The organism is Tissierella sp. P1 (assembly GCF_002266425.1).
In the GTDB taxonomy this organism is placed as follows: Bacteria; Bacillota; Clostridia; order Tissierellales; family Tissierellaceae; genus Tissierella; species Tissierella carlieri.
In genome coordinates, this window is the sequence record NZ_NPMN01000014.1 from 1 (window position 1) to 19,485 (window position 19,485).

Below are 19,485 nucleotides of genomic sequence, written 5' to 3' on the forward strand. Positions count from 1 at the left end.
CATCAGCATACCTACATAGTTAGAAAAAATATGACAGAAATGAAATGTTGAAAATCCTGAGATTTCTGCAAGCTCTGATAATGAAAGTTCAGATATTAGATTCTCTTCAATATATTCAATTGATTTTTGAAGCAATTGAATAGTGGTCATGGCTATTCTCCTCTCTGCCCTAGGGTAATATAAGTTTAACATAGGGATAGAGCAAAAATGTTTCCTGTGTTGCTATATTAATTTCCTGCCTTCAAATGTTTTCCAATTTTATAACCTTTAACCCCTAAAGAATCTTCTTTTATATCTGCTACTTCACAGTCCTTAGTAGGATTATTTAGTTCCTGATTTTCTCTGGCAACAGACAGCATTAACTTAATCCTATTTTCTTGATTAACCTTAGTAGCTCCTGGGTCATAATCAATAGGGACTATATTTGCATTAGGGTAGATGTCTCTAATTTTACGTATCATTCCTTTTCCTACTATATGATTAGGCAAACATCCAAAAGGTTGAGTGCATACGATATTTTCATATCCCATTTTAACTAAATCAACCATCTCGGCAGTCAATACCCAACCTTCTCCCATTTTACAACCTTCATTTATGATATCGGCAGATAAGGACTTTAAATGCTCAAATGAAGAGGGAGGAGTAAAATTACTATATTTTTTCACTGCTCTGATAATCATATTTTCGTACATTCTAAGGTACTTCATTATTAATGAAGCACTGGTCCTTTTTATCTTACTTCCACCATAGATATCAATATCTACCATAGAATTGTCTACAGTATACATTGCAAACCCCATAATACCAGGAACCATGATTTCACAATCTTCACTTATGAGAAAGTCTTCTAGATGGTTATTGCCTAACTTTGAGTATTTTACATAAATTTCCCCAACGATTCCTACTTTTATTTTCTTCTCGTTGAAAACTGGAATCTCTCCAAAGGATTTTACTATTCTTTCTAAGTTTCTATTTATTTCCTTTATTTTATATCCTTTGTCATGTTCAAACTGTCTTCCTAAATGATTAATCCAAAAATCTACCAGATTCTCACTACTGCCCTTAGAGATTTCATAGGGCTTAACTTGATTTTTTAAAAGCATCAACATATCGCCATAGGTTAATGCTACTAATAGTTTGTTAATCAAAGGTAAAGTAAGTTTAAATCCACTATTCTTTTCAAGTCCCTTAACATTGAAGGATATAATGGGGATATTACTATATCCAGCTTTTTTTAAAGCTTTTTTAAGTAAATGTATATAGTTGGAAGCCCTGCATCCTCCGCCCGTTTGGCTAATAATGAGGGCCACCTTATTTAAATCATATTTACCACTATTCAGGGCATCTATCATTTGACCAATAACAAGTAATGCAGGGTAACAGATGTCATTGTGAACATATTTTAATCCCTCGTTTACTACGGAAAAGCCTTCATTTTTAAGTATTTCTACTTTATATCCATACTGTTCAAATACATTTTTAAAAAGGGAAAAATGGATTGAAGACATATCTGGAATTAAAATAGTATAATCTTTTTTCATTTCTTTAGTAAATACGACATTTGAATCCTCTATATTAATATGATCTGTTGTCATATTACCATGACTCCTTTCATTGGTTGAGAGCTTCCATTAGACTGCGAAGTCTAATTTTTACAGCTCCAAGATTTGTTATTTCGTCTATCTTTATTTGAGTATAGATATTTCCTTCATTTTCTAATATCTCACTAACTTCATCTGTAGTGACTGCATCTAAACCGCATCCAAAAGAAACTAATTGTACTAAATTCATATTATCTTTATCTCCAATATATTTAGCAGCAGCATATAGCCTAGCATGATAGGTCCATTGATTCAAAACTGAAGTTGGAAATTTGGATGTATTTCCGCTAATAACATCCTCAGATATAACTATAGCACCTAATTGGCATATTAATTTATCTATTCCATTATTTATTTCAGGATCTACATGGTAAGGACGGCCTGCTAAAACGATAATGGGTAGATTATTCTTATTTGCATAATCTATATAATGTTTGCCCATGGTCTGAACTTTTTCTAAATAAGAATAGTATTCTTCATAGGCCTTGTTAGAAGCCAGCTTTACTTCTTCTAAAGTAATATCCTTAAAACTTCTGCCTAAAATTCCATGGATTTTCTTTATAAAATCCTTAGGTCTGTGAAGACCAATATAGTCATAAATAAAGTTAATATTTTTAATTTGCGGGACATTTGCTGCTACCACTTCAGGATAGTATGCAACCACGGGGCAGTTATAATGGTTATCTCCTAATCCCTCATCTAAATTATAACTCATACATGGATAGAATATATTATCAACCCCTCCATCTATTAAGGATTCAATATGTCCATGAACGAGTTTTGCTGGATAGCAAATGGTATCAGAAGGAATAGTATGTTGACCTTTTAGATATAAATCTCTATTGGATTTAGGAGAAATGATTACTTCGAATCCTAATACTGTAAAGAATTTATGCCAGAAAGGTAATAATTCATACATATTTAATACCATGGGTATCCCTATTTTGCCTCGTTTTCCCTTAATAGGCTGATAGTTATTTAAGAGTTTTAGTTTATAATCATATATACTTAATTGTTTTCTGCCTTCTTTCTTAGCTAGAGGTTTTTCGCATCGATTACCGCTAATAAACTTTCTGCCATCATCAAATGTGTTAATAGTCAATCTGCAATTATTGCTGCAAAGTCCGCAGGTAGTGCCTTGTACTTCATGAGAGAATGATTTCAGTTTATCCTTTGATAGAATAGTAGAAATATCTTTAGCATTAGATTTTGCATAAAGAGCTGCACCATAGGCTCCCATTAAGCCTGCGATATTTGGTCGAATAACTTCCTGCCCTAATTCCATTTCAAAAGCACGAAGTACAGCATTATTCAAAAATGTGCCACCCTGAACTACAATATTATTACCTAACCCCTCTCTAGATGTAACTCTAATCACTTTATATAGCGCATTTTTAACTACGGAAGCTGATAAGCCTGCTGATATATCTTCAATAGTAGCTCCATCTTTCTGAGCTTGCTTGACAGAAGAATTCATAAAAACCGTGCAACGTGATCCTAGGTCTACAGGATTTGAGGCAAAGTTTCCTAGGTTGGCAAAGTCTTCAATGGTATAATTCAAGGCTCCGGCAAAGGTTTGTAAAAATGAACCACAGCCGGAGGAACAAGCCTCATTCAAAAATATATTATCAATAACGCCATTTTTTATCTTAAAGCATTTAATATCTTGTCCACCTATATCTATTATAAAGTCCACATTAGGCCTAAATTTCTTAGCGCCAGTAAAATGTGCAATAGTTTCTACAATACCATAGTCTATTTGAAAGGCATTTTTTAGTATTTCTTCACCATATCCAGTTACTGTACTAGACCTTATGATGATATTTGGAAATTTATTATAAAAATCTTGTAGAAAGTCCTTTACAATAGACACAGGGTTTCCTTTGTTGAGAAGATAAACTGAATTTAGGATATTTTCCTCATCATCAATAATTACCATCTTTATTGTAGTGGAACCTGCATCGATACCAAGATATGCATTTCCATTGTATTCATTAGGATTTGAATATATTACTTTTTCCTCATTGTGTCTAGAAATAAAATCATTATATTCTTCTACGCTATGAAATAATGGAGAAGTATGAGCGAAATCTCCATCACTATTTTGATTTTCAATCATAGCTATGGTAGATTTTAGATTTACTTTTTGGGATTCAGACATAAAGGCAGCACCTTGGGCAACAAAATATAAGGAGTGCTCTGGACAGATACCTTCTGTATCAAGAGTTTTATCAAAGCTTCTTCTAAGCTCTGATAAAAAGGTAAGTGGTCCTCCAAGATATACAACATTACCTAATAATTCTCTACCTTGAGCTAATCCTGCTATGGTCTGATTTACAACAGTATAAAAGATACTAGCAGCAACATCATTTTTCTTAGCTCCCTGATTTAAGAGGGGCTGAACATCTGATTTTGCAAATACGCCACATCTTGAGGCAATTGTATATAACTTATCATAAGATTTAGCCAAATCATTCATCTCACTAGGAGTGATGTTAAGTAAAGTTGCCATTTGGTCAATAAATGCCCCTGTACCACCAGCACAGGAGCCGTTCATACGAACTTCTAATCCATTGGTTAAGAATAGTATTTTCGCATCTTCTCCTCCTAATTCAATAACCACATCTGCCTCTGGTATCAACTTTCCCACTGCTATACGTGTTGCATATACTTCCTGAACAAAGGGGATTTTACATCTATCGGCAAATCCCATACCAGCAGAACCTGAGATAGATAGATTAACATATTCATCACATTGACATTTTTCCATAATTCTTTCTAGCAATTCTTTAGTTTTTTTAGTAATCTGAGAATAATGACGCTCATAGGAACTAAAAACTATATTGTCATATTCATCTAATACAATACACTTTAATGTTGTAGAACCTACATCAATACCGATTCTCATTTTTATCGTCCCTTCATTTCTATATAATTAACTTTATTATACTATATCACAGTTTTATTATTATTCAATATTCCGATAAAATTTAACAAACACCTACAAAAAAATAAAATAGAGGATAGTAAGAATACTGTCCTCTGCTTGTAAAATAGGTTGTTTTATTTATCTTTTTTGTTATGATCTAACTCAGAAAGCTTTTTCTTAATATTAGGAAAAGCCTTTTCTAAACGCCTATGGATAAATCCTTTTTCTTTTGACAATTTTTCATATTTTGTCTTTAATTCTTCAATATATAGCTTTCTTTCATCTATAATATCTTTAAAATCCGACTTCTGTTCTGCAAGTCTATTTTTCATGTTATCTTTAGTTTTAATTGCTAATGTCATACCTTTATAAATATTCTCACCTACATCCTCTGAATAGGATCTTAATTTTTCAGCTATTTCTTCAAGTATACGCATATGTTTTTTTATTTTCATGATACCTAAAATCGTTATAAAAAAATCTGCTATAAAATATGCCAAAAGTATAATCAATATAATATTACCAATATTACTATTGAAGATAGATACAAGCTTTGAAATTGACGGATGAATTATATCTATCATAAAGACTCCGGCAAGACCCCATATAATCGAAAAGGAGAGACATACATAACCTCTTATATTAAAAGGCATATCGTTATAGTCCCACCACTTATCATTGAATACCTTTTCAAGTATAAATCCTGTAACGAGTTCCAAAGTCGACGTAAGCAAAAATGTACCTAAAAATAATAGAAAGAAATTTTTTGATAGGTCTTCTAAGCAAAATATCAATATTATCATACCGAAACCATAAATTGGACATACAGGACCATTTAAAAAACCTCTATTAACAAATTTGCCAGATGTCACTACGTGATAAGCAACTTCTACACACCATCCTAAGAAAGCATAAATAATAAAGAACCATAAATATTTTAAAATAAAATTCATCATATTATATCACATCACTATATTTTATTAGATTAGTTAATGATATAATTATAATTCAAAAAATCAATAAATGCAATTTGCTTCAATGAATTAAAGTTAATTAGGAAATTATTAATATTTTGCTATAATATTAATAATGAAAGGGGTGTTTATATGATAAAGATACTTTTAGTAGAAGATGATGCCACCTTAGCCATGGGAATAGAATATACTTTAAAAAATGAGGGATATGCAGCAGATGTGGCAAATACATTTTCTAAAGGAAAAGAATTAGTGGATAAAATAGACTATGATTTAATAATACTGGATATTGGATTACCAGATGGAAATGGTTTTGAACTATGTAAATATATAAGAAAGGATAAAACAACACCGATTATATTTTTGACAGCTCAAGATGAAGAAGTGAATATAGTAATGGGATTAGATATTGGTGGAGATGATTATATAACTAAGCCATTTAGAATAAAGGAGCTGATTTCTAGAATTAAAGCAGTGCTTAGGAGGGTATCTAATGGCACTCAAAGGGATATTCTAGTATCGGGAGATATTAGGCTGAATTTAATAGAATATAAAGCATATATCAAAGGAGAATTAATCCAATTAACCCCCTCAGAATATAAGCTGTTAAATATTCTAATGAACAATTCCCATCAAGTATTATCTAGGACAAAGATATTAGAAAGTCTATGGGATGTAGATGGAGAGTTCGTAGATGATAATTCATTATCGGTATATATAAGGAGGCTTAGAGAAAAGATAGAGGAAGATTCATCTAATCCCGTATATATAAAAACTGTAAGAGGTGTCGGATATAGATGGGATGTAGATGTAAGGGGGTAGTATATGTTTCGGAATGAAGAGTTTAAATCTATGATATTGAAACTCATAATATTACAGATAGTATTTGCTGTGATAGGCTTTTTTGTTGTAAATATATTTATAGATAATATAAATAAGAAGATAATAGAAAGAGATATGGCTTTAGTTGGAAATATAATAAAAAATCATCCTGAATTAAAGGATGATATAATTCCCTATATAACTAAGGAAGTTTCAGAGGAAAATATACTAATTGGACAGGAAATATTAAAATTATACGGCTATTATGAGGAGTTAGATAAATCCTTTCAGCCTATATTAAAGGGTAACAAGATGCAAATGCTTATATCTATAATAATTCTTTCTTTTATAATTCCTCTAGGTTTTATGCTTAAGGGAGAATATAAGAAGATATATAAAAAAGTGCAGGATATATATACTGCATCGGAAAAAGTAGTAGAGGGGGATTTTGGAGTTTATTTAACTGAGGAAGGAGAAGGGGATTTTAATATACTAAACCATCAATTCAATCAAATGGCAAATAGACTAGAAAATAGTTTAAGTGTATTGAAAAGAGAAAAAGTATTCCTAAGAAATATGATATCAGATATCTCTCATCAGCTTAAAACACCATTGTCTTCTTTAATAGTAATAAATGATCTTCTATTAGAAGATAAAAATATGGATCTAAATATGAAGCAAAATTTCTTAGAGAAGGAAAGAACTCAGTTAGAGAGGATGGAATGGCTTACAATCAATTTATTAAAGGTAGCTAGAATAGAAGCAGGAGCAATCGAGTTTAAGAAGGAAAAGGTTCTATTAAAAGATATACTTAATATAGCTTTATCTGCATTGAATCATAGGCTAAAAAATCAGGTTTTAGAAATAGAAGGAGATGAAAATGCAATTTTCTATGGAGATAAAGAGTGGACAGGGGAAGCTTTAATAAATATAATAAAGAATGCTATAGAGCATAGTAGAGGAAAGATTAATATTAGTCTAGAAGAGACACCATTATTTAGCAGTATTATTGTAAGGGACAACGGTGAAGGTATAGATGAAAAACATTTACCACATATATTTGAGAGATTCTATAAAGTAAGTTCTGAAGTTAAGCCAGAAAGTATAGGTATAGGGCTGAATCTAGCAAAACTAATAGTAGAATCTCAAAACGGGACTATTTCTGTAAAAAGTAAGAAAAATGAAGGAACAGAATTTACAATGACTTTCTTAAAAGGAGTAGTTTAATCTTATAACGAATAGAAAAGTACTATTCTTGCTTTTCTTACTAAATTGTAATCCTTTTATTCATCAAGATGTAAGGTTGACATTATATAATATAGTTAGAAAAATGGATAGGAGGAAGTAAATATGGATGTAGTGAAGGTTGTTGATTTATGTAAATTCTACGGTACAGGAAATACCAAAGTAGAAGCTTTAAAAAACATTAATCTAACTATAAAGCAAGGAGAGTTTGTAGCAGTAGTAGGAGCTAGTGGCTCTGGAAAATCTACATTATTGCATCTGTTAGGAGGAGTAGATAAGCCAACAAGTGGAAAGGTTTATATAGATGGAGTAGATATATATGGTCTTTCAGAAAAGGAATTAGCCATATTTAGAAGAAGGAAGGTAGGATTTATTTTTCAATTTTATAATCTAGTCCCAGTTCTCACAGCAGAAGAAAATATGCTATTGCCTTTACTTTTAGATACAAAGAAAGTAAATAAAGATCATTTTGAAGAATTAGTAAATATTCTTGGATTGCAAGATAGAAGACATCATTTGCCAAATGAGCTTTCAGGAGGACAACAGCAAAGAGTTTCCATAGGCAGGGCTTTGGCCTATAGCCCATCCATAGTATTAGCAGATGAGCCTACAGGAAATTTAGATAGTAAAAATAGTAAGGAAATAATAGATTTACTTAAAATATCTGTAAGAAAATATAATCAAACATTAATACTCATTACACATGATTTAAATATTGCATCTCAAGCTGATAGGATAATAACTATAGGAGATGGTAATATCATAAAAGATGAGGTGATTAATAGTGAGATCCTATAAAGAAATCACTTACAGATATTTGAAAGGACAGAGAAATAGGACACTCCTTACTATATTAGGAATAATTTTATCTGTAGCACTTGTTTCAGCAATAGGTACTATAATTGTATCTGCTAGAGGAGCATTAATTACAGAGGCAATAAGAGAAAATGGTTCTTATCATGCTAAGTTTGCTGAAATGGATAAGGACAATATAAACAAGATGATTAATCATGTAGGAGTATCGGAAGTAGGGATTGGTAAACTTGAAGGTGCAGCTATAGTCAAAGAGACTACAGAAGAAGAAAAGGAAGAGTATAGATGGGATATTCCATATAGATATATAGAGATAGAAGGACTTGAAGAAGAGGATATAGAAATGCTCCCCTTTAATCTTAAGGAAGGAAGATTCCCTAAAGCTCCAGATGAAATAGCTATAGAGTATTGGATGGCTAGTTACTTTGATAAAGAGGTAAAACTAGGGGATAAGATAAAATTAACAATGGGTAATAGGATAATAGGGAATGATGAAGAAACTCAAGATGGGCAAATAGTTAGGAAAGAAATATTTGAGAAAACAGGAGAAAAGGAATATACAGTTGTAGGATTTATAAAACCTCAATATATTTGGAAGGGAAATCTAGTTACTAAAGGTATTACTGGACTAGATAGTAGAGTAGAAGAAGGGAATTACAATGCTTATATAAAAATTCCCAATATAAAAGACGCATACGAAAAAATAACATCGATTGCAAAGGATTTGGGAAAGACAGAAGAGGACTTTGAATATAACTATAGGGTATTAAGGCTATATGCTGAGAGTATGAGTCAGACCTTTGATAAATCAATGGTAGTTCTTTTAATCTTTGTAGTAGGGTTGATTATAGTATCTACAATAGCGGTTATATACAATGCTTTTAATATTTCTGTATTAGAGAGAATAGCTCAATTTGGGTTACTTAGATCAGTTGGAGCCACTCCAAATCAAATTAGGGGAATAGTACTTAAGGAAGCTCTGATACTTAGCATAATAGGAATACCTATTGGATTATTTTCAGGAGTATTTGCCATGAGAGTAGTTTTATATATCATTAGCTTGCTAAAATCAGATATCCCACTTTTTAAAGATATGAAAATAACCATATCAGGAGCTGTATTTTTAATTAGTACTATAACAGGATTGGTTACAGTATTTTTATCTGCCATAGGACCAGCAAGGCGAGCAGGAAAAGTATCAGCTTTAGAAGCCGTTAGGAATACAGGAAGTTTTAAAAAGGAAAAATTTAAAAAGGTGCAGAATTCTGTTTTTATCAGAAGAATCTTAGGAGTAGAAGGAGAAATTGCATATAAAAATCTAAGAAGAAATCGAAAGAGATTTATAATCACTGTATTTTCTATGGTTATAAGTATATCTTTATTTATTACGTTTTCTAGCTTCTCAGATTTTATGTTTAAGATGGGAATTGTAGAAAGTAAAGAAATGGGAGATTTCTCCATTTACGGGGATATAGATGATAAATCAGAAGAAATATATACAGGGCTAAGGAATATAAAGGATATAAAAAGAGTATATAAAGTAAAATTTAATAACGGTGAGGCCTTAATTGAAGAAAGCAGAATCAGTAAAAAGATGATAGAAATGGCTCCGTTTTTATTTGAGAAGAAGAAAGACAACTTAATTAGGATAAATAATGTTCAAGTATCCACTATTGGAGATGAAAATTTTGAAAATTTAAAAGGACTCTTAAAAGAGGGAACCTTAGATGTAAATAGATTAAATAAAGAAAATGGAGTATTGGTTATAAACAGTACCTATGCATATAATCAAAAAACAGATAGGAATTCTTTGATGGAAGGATATAAATTAAAGGTAGGAGATAAGATACCTTATACTTCCTATGACTTAAATAAAGAAAGAGTAGAACCTGTTTATAAAGAATTAACAGTAGTAGGAGTATTAGAAAAAGGCATATTAGATAAGGAATATAATCTAAATGGCAGTATAAATATAATAACTACAGAGTCAGTATTAGAGAATTTACTCAAGACAGATGATGAGGACTTTGATGATGCTGAGGTAGGAAGATATCGTACAAATATGTATATTGAAATGGCTGAAAATGGAAGTATTGAAAGTGTAAAAGCTTATTTAGATGACCTAGAGGAAGCAACACCAGGACTCCATTATATAGACTATGCAGAGTCGGCTAAGGAAAATAGGGTAGCAAGTATAATAGTAAGCATATTTTTATATGGCTTTGTGGCCATAATCACTTTAATCAGTTCTATAAATATAATAAATACCATAAGCACGAATATTATATTAAGAACTAAGGAAATTGCAATGATTAAGGCTGTAGGTATGACACAATCTGGAATTAAGAGAATGGTAGCACTTGAAAGTCTTTTTTATGGAATATATGCAGCAATATTTGGTGGGGTTATAGGTACAGGGCTGTCATATATATTATTTAATATATTGATGAAGATTCGAGAATTTCAGTGGATTATACCATGGAAAAATATAGCCATTGCTTGTGTAGGGGCTACAATTATAGCTTTATTGTCAGGAGCATATCCCCTTAAGAGAATCAATGATAAAATTATAGTAGAGAGCATGAAAGCAGAAAATTAAAATTTTGTATTGAAGCCTCATAGGATATTGCTTATAATTAAAAGTATAATAACTAATTGAGTAGAAAGGCTTTAAAATATGAAGGATCCATCATCTAATATATCAACAGTTTTGAAAAGAGTGAGATTTGAAAGAGGTTTGACGCTAGAAGATACATCTAATTTGACTGGTGTAAGTAAGGCTATGCTTGGTCAGATTGAAAGAGGAGAATCAAACCCTACTATATCAATATTATGGAAGATATCTACTGGTTTAAGGATTTCATTTTCAGAGTTGCTAAGCAGTGAAACTAAGGATTATGAGCCAATATCCTTAGATGATTTAGAACCAGTATATGAATCCGATGGGAAAATGATGTTGTATGATGTATTTCCTTTTAATCCTATATCAGGGTTTGAGTATTTTTATATTAAGTTGCTTCCAGGAGCAAACCATGTGTCTACACCTCATGAAAATTCAATCAATGAATATATTGTCGTGACCAAAGGAACTCTTTTATTAACCGTAGATAATGAGAGATTTGAACTTAAAGCTCCATCTGCATTAGCCTTTAAAGCTAATGTAGAACATTCATACAGCAATCCATATGATACGGAAGTTATATTTCAGAATATAGTTAAGTATTAAATTTATTCAGAATGATTTAAATCATTCTGAATAAATTTTAAATATTAAGTATGTTATAACGCACACAAGATGTAAAAACATAAAATTTAGAATTAAATAAAGGAGGGAGCATAGATATGGTTACAGAAAGGATTGAAATGGCAAGACAGAATTATATAAATTCTAAACCAGCAATTTCTTATGAAAGAGCGAGAATTTGGACCGAATCACACAAAATGACTGAGGGTGAATCAATACCAATAAGAAGAGCTAAAGCTTTTAGAGATACTTGTAAACAAATAGATACAAATATCTTTGAGGGTGAGCTTATCGTAGGTGCTATAGGTGAATTTAGAAAATGTGGTATTTTAACACCTGAATTCTCTTGGACTTGGGTAGATAAGGAAATGGATAGTTTTGATAAAAGAGTACAAGATCCTTATGTCATGACAGATGAGCAAAGGGCATATGTCAGAAAAGAAATATTTCCTTACTGGAAGGGAAAATCATTAGAAGAATCCTTCCTGGCACAATTACCTAAAGAAACTGCAAAAGTTGTTGTTGATACAGGTATTGTAGATAATGATTCTAAATGGAGGCAAGCTGTTGGTGAGATAACACCAGATTATCAAGATGTTTTATTCAAAAAAGGTTTTGGAGGAATAATTAAAGAAGCTGAAGAAAATTTATTAAAACTGTCAGATACCTCTGCTGAAGATTTGAAGAAAAAAGATTTCTATAAATCTATAATTATTACATCAGGGGGAATTATAACACTTGCTAAAAGATATTCTCAAAAAGCAAAAGAAATGGCAATAGAAGAAAAGGATGAAATAAGAAAAAGAGAACTTTTAAATATTGCAGAAATATGCAATAAGGTACCGGAAAATCCTCCAACTACTTTTTATGAAGCTATTCAATTCATTTGGTTTGCACAAGTAGGAGGCATAATATCTGAAAATCCATTGGCTCTTAATGTGGGAAGATTTGACCAGTTCATGTATCCCTATTATAAATCTGATATAGAGAAAGGGATCATGACTAAGGATCAGATTCAAGAGCTAATTGAAGCATATTGGATAAAGCTTTCTGAATGGGTGTGGACAATTTCAGCCAATACAGCGGAATTTTTTGCTGGATACAATCAATTTCAAAACTTAACAATTGGTGGAAAAGCAAGAGATGGAAAGGATGCTACTAATGATTTATCCTATATGAGTTTAAAGGCTACTGAAAGGATAAAGACTCACCAGCCTGGACTTAGTGTCAGAATTCATCAGGATTGCCCAAGTGAGTTTCTAGAAGCTGTAACCCATTTAGTAAGTAAAGGCACAGGATTTCCAGCTATTCATAGTGATAATGCAGGCTATCAAATGCTTATTAATGCAGGCTATGAGTCAGAAGATGCAAGAGATTGGAATAACTGCGGCTGTGTAGTTCCGCATTTCAGAAAAACAGGAGAATGGACATCAGCAGTTAATATTAATTTTACCGCAGCATTGGAATTTGCACTAAATCAAGGGATAAGCAGGATTACTAAAGAGAAGATAGGATTAGATGAAAAGGACCCAAAAACATTTGAGACCTATGAAGAAATGGAAACTGCTTTCTATAAGCAGTTTGACAACTTAATTAAACACTCAGTTATTGCAACTTTATTGGCACAAAAGCTTCATAAGGAAATGGTTCCAAGGCCTTTCTTATCATCCTGTATAGAAGAATGTATACTGCAAGGCAAGGATTTAGTTGATGCAGGAGCAAAATATAATTTAGGACCGGTCCTTACTGGAATAGGTCTTGCGGTTACTTCTAATTCACTGGCTGTTATTAAGAAACTAGTATTTGAAGATAAGGTAACAACTATGGAAAATCTTATAAATGCACTTGATGCCAATTGGGAAGGCTATGATGATTTAAGAAAATTAGCCTTAGATGTTCCAAAGTATGGTAACGATATGGACTATGTGGATGATATAGCTATCAAGATGGCTAACCATTATTACAAGGAAGGACATAAATATAAAGATATAAATGGTAACAATTTTAACACAGCCTTTATGGGAATTTCTAATTATTTACCAACTGGTAAAGTTGTTGGGGCAACTCCATGTGGCAGAAAAGCTAAAGAACCATTATCAGAAGGGGTATCACCATTTGCTGGGTCTGATATATCTACTCCATTAGCAGCTATGCGTTCTGCAGCAAAACTTAACCAAGACGTTCACTCTGGTGGAACATTGTTGAATTTAAGATTAAATGAGGAACTGGTAAATACGAAAAGAGGTCAAAGTAATTTAGGAGCCATGATCCAGTCCTTTTTCTCCCTTGGAGCATTTCATGTTCAGTTTAATACAATATCTACTGAAATATTGCGTAAAGCTCAAGAAAGGCCAGAGGACTATAAAGACTTATTAGTTAGAGTTGCAGGATATAGTACACAATTTATCAATTTATCTAGGTCAATGCAGGATGCCATAATTGCAAGAACGGCCCATGAAAAATATTAGTTTGAGATATCCTATGTACTTAATCCCAAGTTAGAGGTGAACTAAATGAATGGATACTTTATGGAACCGCAAAATTTTTCTGTGAATGATGGTAATGGAATCAGAACAGTAATTTTCTTTGCTGGTTGTCCTCTTAGGTGTAAATGGTGTGCTAATCCAGAAAGTCATGTTAATCTTAATAAGATTTCACAGGAAGAAGAGTTAATTCGTTGCTATAGTAGTGAGGAAATATTAAATATTATAGAAAAACAAAGAATATTTTATAGATTCTCAGGTGGCGGAGTTACCTTTTCTGGTGGGGAAGCAACGCTTCAAGTAGATATGCTTAGAGAACTTGTATATAGGCTCTATGATAAAGCTATAGATTTAGCAGTTGAAACCTGTGGCTACTTTGACTTTGATGAAGTAAAAGATATATTAGAGAAGTTAAATTTGATATTTATAGATATTAAACATATGGATGACGAGAAACATAAATCTTTCACTGGAGTTAGCAATAAAGAGATATTGAAAAATATAGGACGGTTAAAAGAGTTAAATGCAGATGCAGTAGTACGTATACCAGTAATAGATGGTGTAAATTCTGATAAAGATAATATAAGAAGAACAGCTATTTTTGTTAAAGATAGTATAAAAGAACCAAAAATAGAGTTTCTGCCATATCATTCATTTGGAGATATAAAATATGAAGCTCTTGGAAAGGAAAAGCCATTAAGAGATTTTAAAACTCCATCAGATGAATATTTAAATGAATTAAAAAAGATAGTAGAATATGAAGGGGTAGAAGTAGTTAGCTATAAGTAAAAAACTGGCAAATTTAATTTGCCAGTTTTTTATTACATATATCCTCTTTCATATTGTTGAGGATATTTTAAAGGAAGTCCATTTTCATAGGCCATATTCAATACAAAATGTGGATCACGAAGCAGACCTCTGCCTATAGCTACTAAGTCAGCCCTATTATTATATAGAATTTCTTCTATTTGGTCATATCCATTGATAAGTCCTACTGCAATTGTAGGTATATTACATTCTCTCCTTATGGTTTCAGCATGTAATACTTGATATCCTGGAAATATATCAAATTTAACGCTAATGAGTCCACCAGTACTTACATGGACCATATCTATATTATCTTTGATTTCATTGATAATTTTAACCATTTCTTCTTTATTGATTCCGCCTTCTGCATAATCATCGGCAGATACTCTAAGAAGAATTGGTTTTTCTTTAGGCCATACTTCTTTAACAGAAACTAATATCTCCTTTAAGAAGCGAGTTCGATTTTCTAGACTGCCACCATATTCATCAGTTCTCTTATTGGTAATAGGTGATAGAAACTCATGTATAAGATATCCATGGGCTCCGTGAATTTCTATGCTGTCAAAACCAGCTTCATCTGCACGTCTTGCAGCTTCTTTAAAGGCTAAAACCAATTCCTTGATTTCATCTATAGTTAATTCACGAGGTACTCTATATTCCTCACTAAACCTAATAGCTGAAGGAGCTACAATATATTCATCATTTGATGTGCATTTTCTTCCTGCATGGGCTAATTGTATTGCTATTTTACTATCGTGAGATTTTACTTTATCCACCAAGGATTTTAATCCTAGTATATGTTCGTCACTCCAGATGCCAAGGTCATTGCTAGATATTCTACCATTTGGAACAACACCAGTAGCTTCTACAATGATCAATCCAACACCGCCTATTGCCCTAGATACATAATGTACCTCGTGAAAATCCTTAACCATTCCATTTTCATCAGAGGAGTACATACACATTGGGGGCATTACTATCCGATTTTTTAACTCTAATCCTTTTAGATTATATGATGTTAAAGATTTCAAATATATCACCATCCTTAAAGATATACTTACCCATAAAAGGGAAAATATAATAATAAATATGGAATTTCTATAAAAATAAAATGGCAGGGAAAGATTTCCCTACCATTAAATTAAAATGCCCAATTGCCATTTTCAAATACTTGTATTTTCTCCCCGTCCTTAGTTTCTCCAAGGATATTCATATCTTTTGAACCTATCATAAAATCAACATGAGTAAGAGAGTTATTTACTCCGTGAGCTTCTAGCTCTTCATCTGTCATTTTCTCTCCGCCTGCTATGTTGGTAGGATAAGCTTTACCAAAAGCAAAGTGGCAGGAAGCATTTTCATCAAATAGAGTGTTTATAAAGATAATATTAGAATTGGATATTGGAGAGTCATAAGGAACTAAGGCAACTTCTCCTAAGTGTTTTGCACCTTCGTCAATATCCAATAGCATGCTTAGGGTTTCCTTACCAACCTTAGCGTCAAAATCAACTACCTTTCCATCCTTAAATGTAAGTTTAAATTCATCAATGGTATTCCCTGCATAGTTTAAAGGCTTTGTACTGTATAATACACCATTTACACCAGTTTTGAGGGGCATAGTAAATACTTCTTCAGTAGGCATATTTGGAGCAAAATAAGTTTTTTTAGAATCTATTGCTCCACCACCAGCCATATATGTCCTTCTGGCAATTCTACAATTAAATCTGTACCGTTAGATGAAGTGTAATGTAAAGTTTTAAATTCTTTATTATTTAAGAAGTCAACTTTATCTTTTAAATTATCCATATGGTTTTCCCAAGCTTTAATAGGGTCTTCTAAATCCATACGAGTAGCATTGAATATGGCTGCCCATAATTTTTCTACAGCTTCTTCTTCAGTTACATCTGGAAATACTCTTTTTGCCCAAGACTTTGTAGGAATAGATATTACACACCAAGGATTTATATCATTCATAGTATATTTTCTCCATTCCTTTAAAGCTATGGAGGAAGATTTATTATTTGCAGCTATTTTTTTAGGGTCGATTTCTTTAAGTAATTCAGGGTCTTGAGCTGAGATAGAGAGGAAACCTGCACCTTTCTTAGCATAATCTTCTAAACCGTCTGCATACCACTTTGGGAAGTTTTCAAATATTTCCATAGGAGCATTTTCAAACTTTAATTTTGTAAGTACTTCATCATTCCAATTAACATGAACTTCACTAGCACCAAGCTCATAGGCATTTTTAGCCACAAGTCTTACAAAATAAGCACCTTCAATGGGAGCGTTAATAACTAAAGGTTGACCTGATTGGATGTTTATACCTACTTTAACACATAACTTTGCATACTCATTTAACATGGTTTCAAAATTTTTCAAGATATCACCTCTTTTATGTATTTATCTATAGTTTATAGGATATGGAAGAGTTTGTAAATATATGAATTTATTGAAGTTTCCCCAATAAGAAACCCCTCAATTATTTTCTATTGAGGGGTTTCTTAAAGCTTATGGCATTCTTAGGACATGATTTAACGCAGTCATTGCATCTGATACATTCCATATCATTAGGTTTTTTATATGCTTCAACATTCATTTTACAAGTCTTGGTACAGATATCACAACTTATACATTTTTCTTTATCTACTTCAAGCTTATAGAAACTTATAGGATTAAATATAGAGTAAAAGGCCCCTAAAGGACATAAATACTTACAGAAAACTCTATATATAAGGATTGATAAAAGGATAATTGCTATAAGTATAGATAGTTTTAAAATAAATAAAGAGCCTAATCCGCTTCTAAGGCTGGGATTCAGTGATAAAAGAGGTATACCTCCAAAAAGAGTTCCAGATGGACAAATATATTTACAGAAATATGGATCACTGATGCCAAGTTCATCTTGAAAAACAAGGGGAAGTATTATAACAAATAAGAGTAGTACCACATATTTAAGATATTTTAATATATTATGAACTTTATTAGGAAGTTTAATTTTGGGAGAAGGTATTTTATGAAGTAAATCCTCTACAAATCCAAAGGGACAGAGCCAGCCGCATATAAGCCTTCCAAATAATACTCCAAATAAAGACATAATACCTAACACATAGTATGAAAATTTATATTTCATACTTCCAATAACAGCCTGCATAGATCCAATAGGGCAGGAACCCAATGCTCCAGCACAAGAATAGCAGTGTAGTCCAGGGACACAAAAATTTTTTAGGTTTCCTTTATATAATTTTCCAGTGAAAAAGCCTTTTATATGTCCATTTGTAGCAATGGTACTTAATAATTGAACTATATGCCTATTTTTATTGTTATTAGCCAATTCCTATACACTCCAGACATATATTGATAGCTTTAGTAAGAACAGTGGCAACTTCTCCTTTTGAAACACCTACAATGATTAACCCAATGCTACCAATTAATATGATATTACTTAATAAATTGTCTTTCATTTTTTCTCCTCCATTTAACTATATCTAGGAAGTCCTATTATTTTAATGATTCAAGAACTTCTAACATTATCTCTAGATATTCTTCTTTGCTTCGTGAACCCGTTATTACTTCGCCTACCACTTTTCCATCACTATCGACAAAGAAGGAAGTAGGTACTCCAGAGATACTGGATAATAGAGTGTTTTTCATATTGTCATCTGGGATTATACTTGTAAATGTAACTTTTGCATCTGCTACTATCTTTCTGGCTGCATCTTCATTTTCTGAGTTAGGGGTATCAGATATAATACCTAAAATTCCTATGCCTTTATCTTCTAATTCTTCATGTAAGGCAGTTAGATCTGGCATTTCTCTTATGCAAGGTCCACAGAATGTACCCCAAATATTTACCATAGTCAACTTTTTATCTTTAAACACTTCATGGGTGACATCATTGCCCTCTAAATCTTTAAGATTAAATTCAATTTTTTTCAGACCAGCTATAGATTCTTGAGGGGTCATAGGTTTATAAACTGTAAGACTCGATTTAACATTCTCTACATCATCAAATAAAGCCTTATATCCAACCTTAGCTTCTTCGGATAGCTCAGCCTCATCATAATCATTCTTGCAGAAATAAAAGACATAATCTGCAATAGTTGAGATTTTTTCATTATGAGTCATTCCAGTCAATTCAGCTATTTTATCTTCTGCTGGAAGTTTATCCTTCCTAAATACAACTATAGAAAAGATATCTTTAACCTGTGAAAAGATTTCAGAAAATCTTTTATTTTGTTCTTCCTGATCTTTAACGTTTTCAGCTACATCATAATATTCAGTTATTAATTCATTGGAGATAAATCCATATTTTCTACCAGTATATATAGGACTATTTTCATCTTCTTCATCTCCTAGACCATCAAGCATTAAATTATCATCATAGGTCTTCCATACATCAGATAATTTAAATTTCATCCCCATATCTTTGTATGCTCTATAGCCTTGTTCCTTTTCTTCTGCTGTTATGGTTAGTTCCTTCTTTCCGCATCCAATGGAGCTAAAGGCTATTAAACCAATCAATAAGAAAATTAAAATTCTGGATAAAGATTTTTTCACTAATAATACCTCC

General features: G+C 32.0%; 15 protein-coding genes and 1 pseudogene. 7 read left to right on the top strand and 9 right to left on the bottom strand.

Annotated elements, in window-relative coordinates; translation table 11 throughout:
- From CIW83_RS24865 to CIW83_RS11185, 4 genes are all read right to left on the bottom strand, one after another.
- Nucleotides 1-192 (bottom strand): helix-turn-helix transcriptional regulator (locus CIW83_RS24865; protein ID WP_369819392.1); only part of this gene is annotated, 192 nt, incomplete at its 3' end.
- A 35-nt stretch (nt 193-227) separates the two neighbouring features.
- Complete coding sequence (locus tag CIW83_RS24360) at nt 228-1,595, bottom strand: 2-hydroxyacyl-CoA dehydratase (protein ID WP_094901186.1); 1,368 nt, start codon at nt 1,593-1,595, stop codon at nt 228-230.
- Between the two features lie 16 nt (nt 1,596-1,611).
- On the bottom strand, nt 1,612-4,509 hold the full coding sequence (locus tag CIW83_RS11180) for an acyl-CoA dehydratase activase (RefSeq protein ID WP_094901188.1): 2,898 nt from the start codon (nt 4,507-4,509) through the stop codon (nt 1,612-1,614).
- Nucleotides 4,510-4,664: 155 nt separating this feature from the next.
- Nucleotides 4,665-5,486 carry a putative ABC transporter permease gene (locus tag CIW83_RS11185; RefSeq protein ID WP_201259816.1) on the bottom strand — a complete coding sequence of 274 codons (822 nt, stop codon included), beginning with the start codon at nt 5,484-5,486 and terminating at the stop codon, nt 4,665-4,667.
- A gap of 150 nt (nt 5,487-5,636) precedes the next feature.
- Between CIW83_RS11185 and CIW83_RS11190 the strand changes: the two genes are divergently transcribed.
- From CIW83_RS11190 to CIW83_RS11220, 7 genes are all read left to right on the top strand, one after another.
- Nucleotides 5,637-6,326 carry a response regulator transcription factor gene (locus CIW83_RS11190; RefSeq protein ID WP_094901190.1) on the top strand — a complete coding sequence of 230 codons (690 nt, stop codon included), beginning with the start codon at nt 5,637-5,639 and terminating at the stop codon, nt 6,324-6,326.
- A 3-nt stretch (nt 6,327-6,329) separates the two neighbouring features.
- Nucleotides 6,330-7,553 (top strand): HAMP domain-containing sensor histidine kinase, encoded by a 1,224-nt coding sequence (locus CIW83_RS11195; protein WP_094901192.1) that lies wholly within the window; start codon nt 6,330-6,332, stop codon nt 7,551-7,553.
- A gap of 123 nt (nt 7,554-7,676) precedes the next feature.
- Entirely contained in the window at nt 7,677-8,369 is a 693-nt protein-coding gene (locus tag CIW83_RS11200; protein ID WP_094901194.1) for an ABC transporter ATP-binding protein, read from the top strand.
- Nucleotides 8,356-10,983, top strand: a complete 2,628-nt coding sequence (locus CIW83_RS11205; RefSeq protein WP_094901196.1) for an ABC transporter permease — start codon at nt 8,356-8,358, stop codon at nt 10,981-10,983. The genes CIW83_RS11200 and CIW83_RS11205 overlap by 14 nt, the downstream gene beginning before the upstream one ends.
- 78 nt (nt 10,984-11,061) lie before the next feature.
- Entirely contained in the window at nt 11,062-11,610 is a 549-nt protein-coding gene (locus CIW83_RS11210) for a helix-turn-helix domain-containing protein (RefSeq protein WP_094901198.1), read from the top strand.
- Nucleotides 11,611-11,726: 116 nt separating this feature from the next.
- On the top strand, nt 11,727-14,096 hold the full coding sequence (locus tag CIW83_RS11215; RefSeq protein WP_094901200.1) for a formate C-acetyltransferase/glycerol dehydratase family glycyl radical enzyme: 2,370 nt from the start codon (nt 11,727-11,729) through the stop codon (nt 14,094-14,096).
- A 45-nt stretch (nt 14,097-14,141) separates the two neighbouring features.
- Entirely contained in the window at nt 14,142-14,900 is a 759-nt protein-coding gene (locus CIW83_RS11220) for a glycyl-radical enzyme activating protein (RefSeq protein ID WP_201259817.1), read from the top strand.
- Nucleotides 14,901-14,932: 32 nt separating this feature from the next.
- On the opposite strand, the gene namA is transcribed toward CIW83_RS11220, so the two are convergent.
- From namA to CIW83_RS11240, 5 genes and pseudogenes are all read right to left on the bottom strand, one after another.
- Nucleotides 14,933-15,949: an NADPH dehydrogenase NamA gene (gene namA, locus CIW83_RS11225; RefSeq protein ID WP_094901202.1), complete on the bottom strand. Its 1,017-nt coding sequence runs from the start codon at nt 15,947-15,949 to the stop codon at nt 14,933-14,935.
- Between the two features lie 110 nt (nt 15,950-16,059).
- Nucleotides 16,060-17,276, bottom strand: a pseudogene (locus tag CIW83_RS11230) (aminopeptidase).
- Nucleotides 17,277-17,394: 118 nt separating this feature from the next.
- Nucleotides 17,395-18,246, bottom strand: coding sequence for a 4Fe-4S binding protein (locus tag CIW83_RS11235; RefSeq protein WP_094901204.1), 852 nt, complete (start codon nt 18,244-18,246; stop codon nt 17,395-17,397).
- Nucleotides 18,239-18,376 (bottom strand): CD1871A family CXXC motif-containing protein, encoded by a 138-nt coding sequence (locus CIW83_RS22925; protein ID WP_201259819.1) that lies wholly within the window; start codon nt 18,374-18,376, stop codon nt 18,239-18,241. The genes CIW83_RS11235 and CIW83_RS22925 overlap by 8 nt, the downstream gene beginning before the upstream one ends.
- Before the next feature lie 37 nt (nt 18,377-18,413).
- On the bottom strand, nt 18,414-19,472 hold the full coding sequence (locus CIW83_RS11240; protein WP_094901206.1) for a TlpA disulfide reductase family protein: 1,059 nt from the start codon (nt 19,470-19,472) through the stop codon (nt 18,414-18,416).
- Nucleotides 19,473-19,485 lie beyond the last annotated feature (13 nt).

Coding starts and splice junctions, on each gene's coding strand:
- CIW83_RS24360 (WP_094901186.1), bottom strand. CDS start 1,595: ATGACAACAGATCATATTAATATAGAGGATTCAAATGTCGTATTTACT.
- CIW83_RS11180 (WP_094901188.1), bottom strand. CDS start 4,509: ATGAGAATCGGTATTGATGTAGGTTCTACAACATTAAAGTGTATTGTA.
- CIW83_RS11185 (WP_201259816.1), bottom strand. CDS start 5,486: ATGATGAATTTTATTTTAAAATATTTATGGTTCTTTATTATTTATGCT.
- CIW83_RS11190 (WP_094901190.1), top strand. CDS start 5,637: ATGATAAAGATACTTTTAGTAGAAGATGATGCCACCTTAGCCATGGGA.
- CIW83_RS11195 (WP_094901192.1), top strand. CDS start 6,330: ATGTTTCGGAATGAAGAGTTTAAATCTATGATATTGAAACTCATAATA.
- CIW83_RS11200 (WP_094901194.1), top strand. CDS start 7,677: ATGGATGTAGTGAAGGTTGTTGATTTATGTAAATTCTACGGTACAGGA.
- CIW83_RS11210 (WP_094901198.1), top strand. CDS start 11,062: ATGAAGGATCCATCATCTAATATATCAACAGTTTTGAAAAGAGTGAGA.
- CIW83_RS11215 (WP_094901200.1), top strand. CDS start 11,727: ATGGTTACAGAAAGGATTGAAATGGCAAGACAGAATTATATAAATTCT.
- CIW83_RS11220 (WP_201259817.1), top strand. CDS start 14,142: ATGAATGGATACTTTATGGAACCGCAAAATTTTTCTGTGAATGATGGT.
- CIW83_RS22925 (WP_201259819.1), bottom strand. CDS start 18,376: ATGAAAGACAATTTATTAAGTAATATCATATTAATTGGTAGCATTGGG.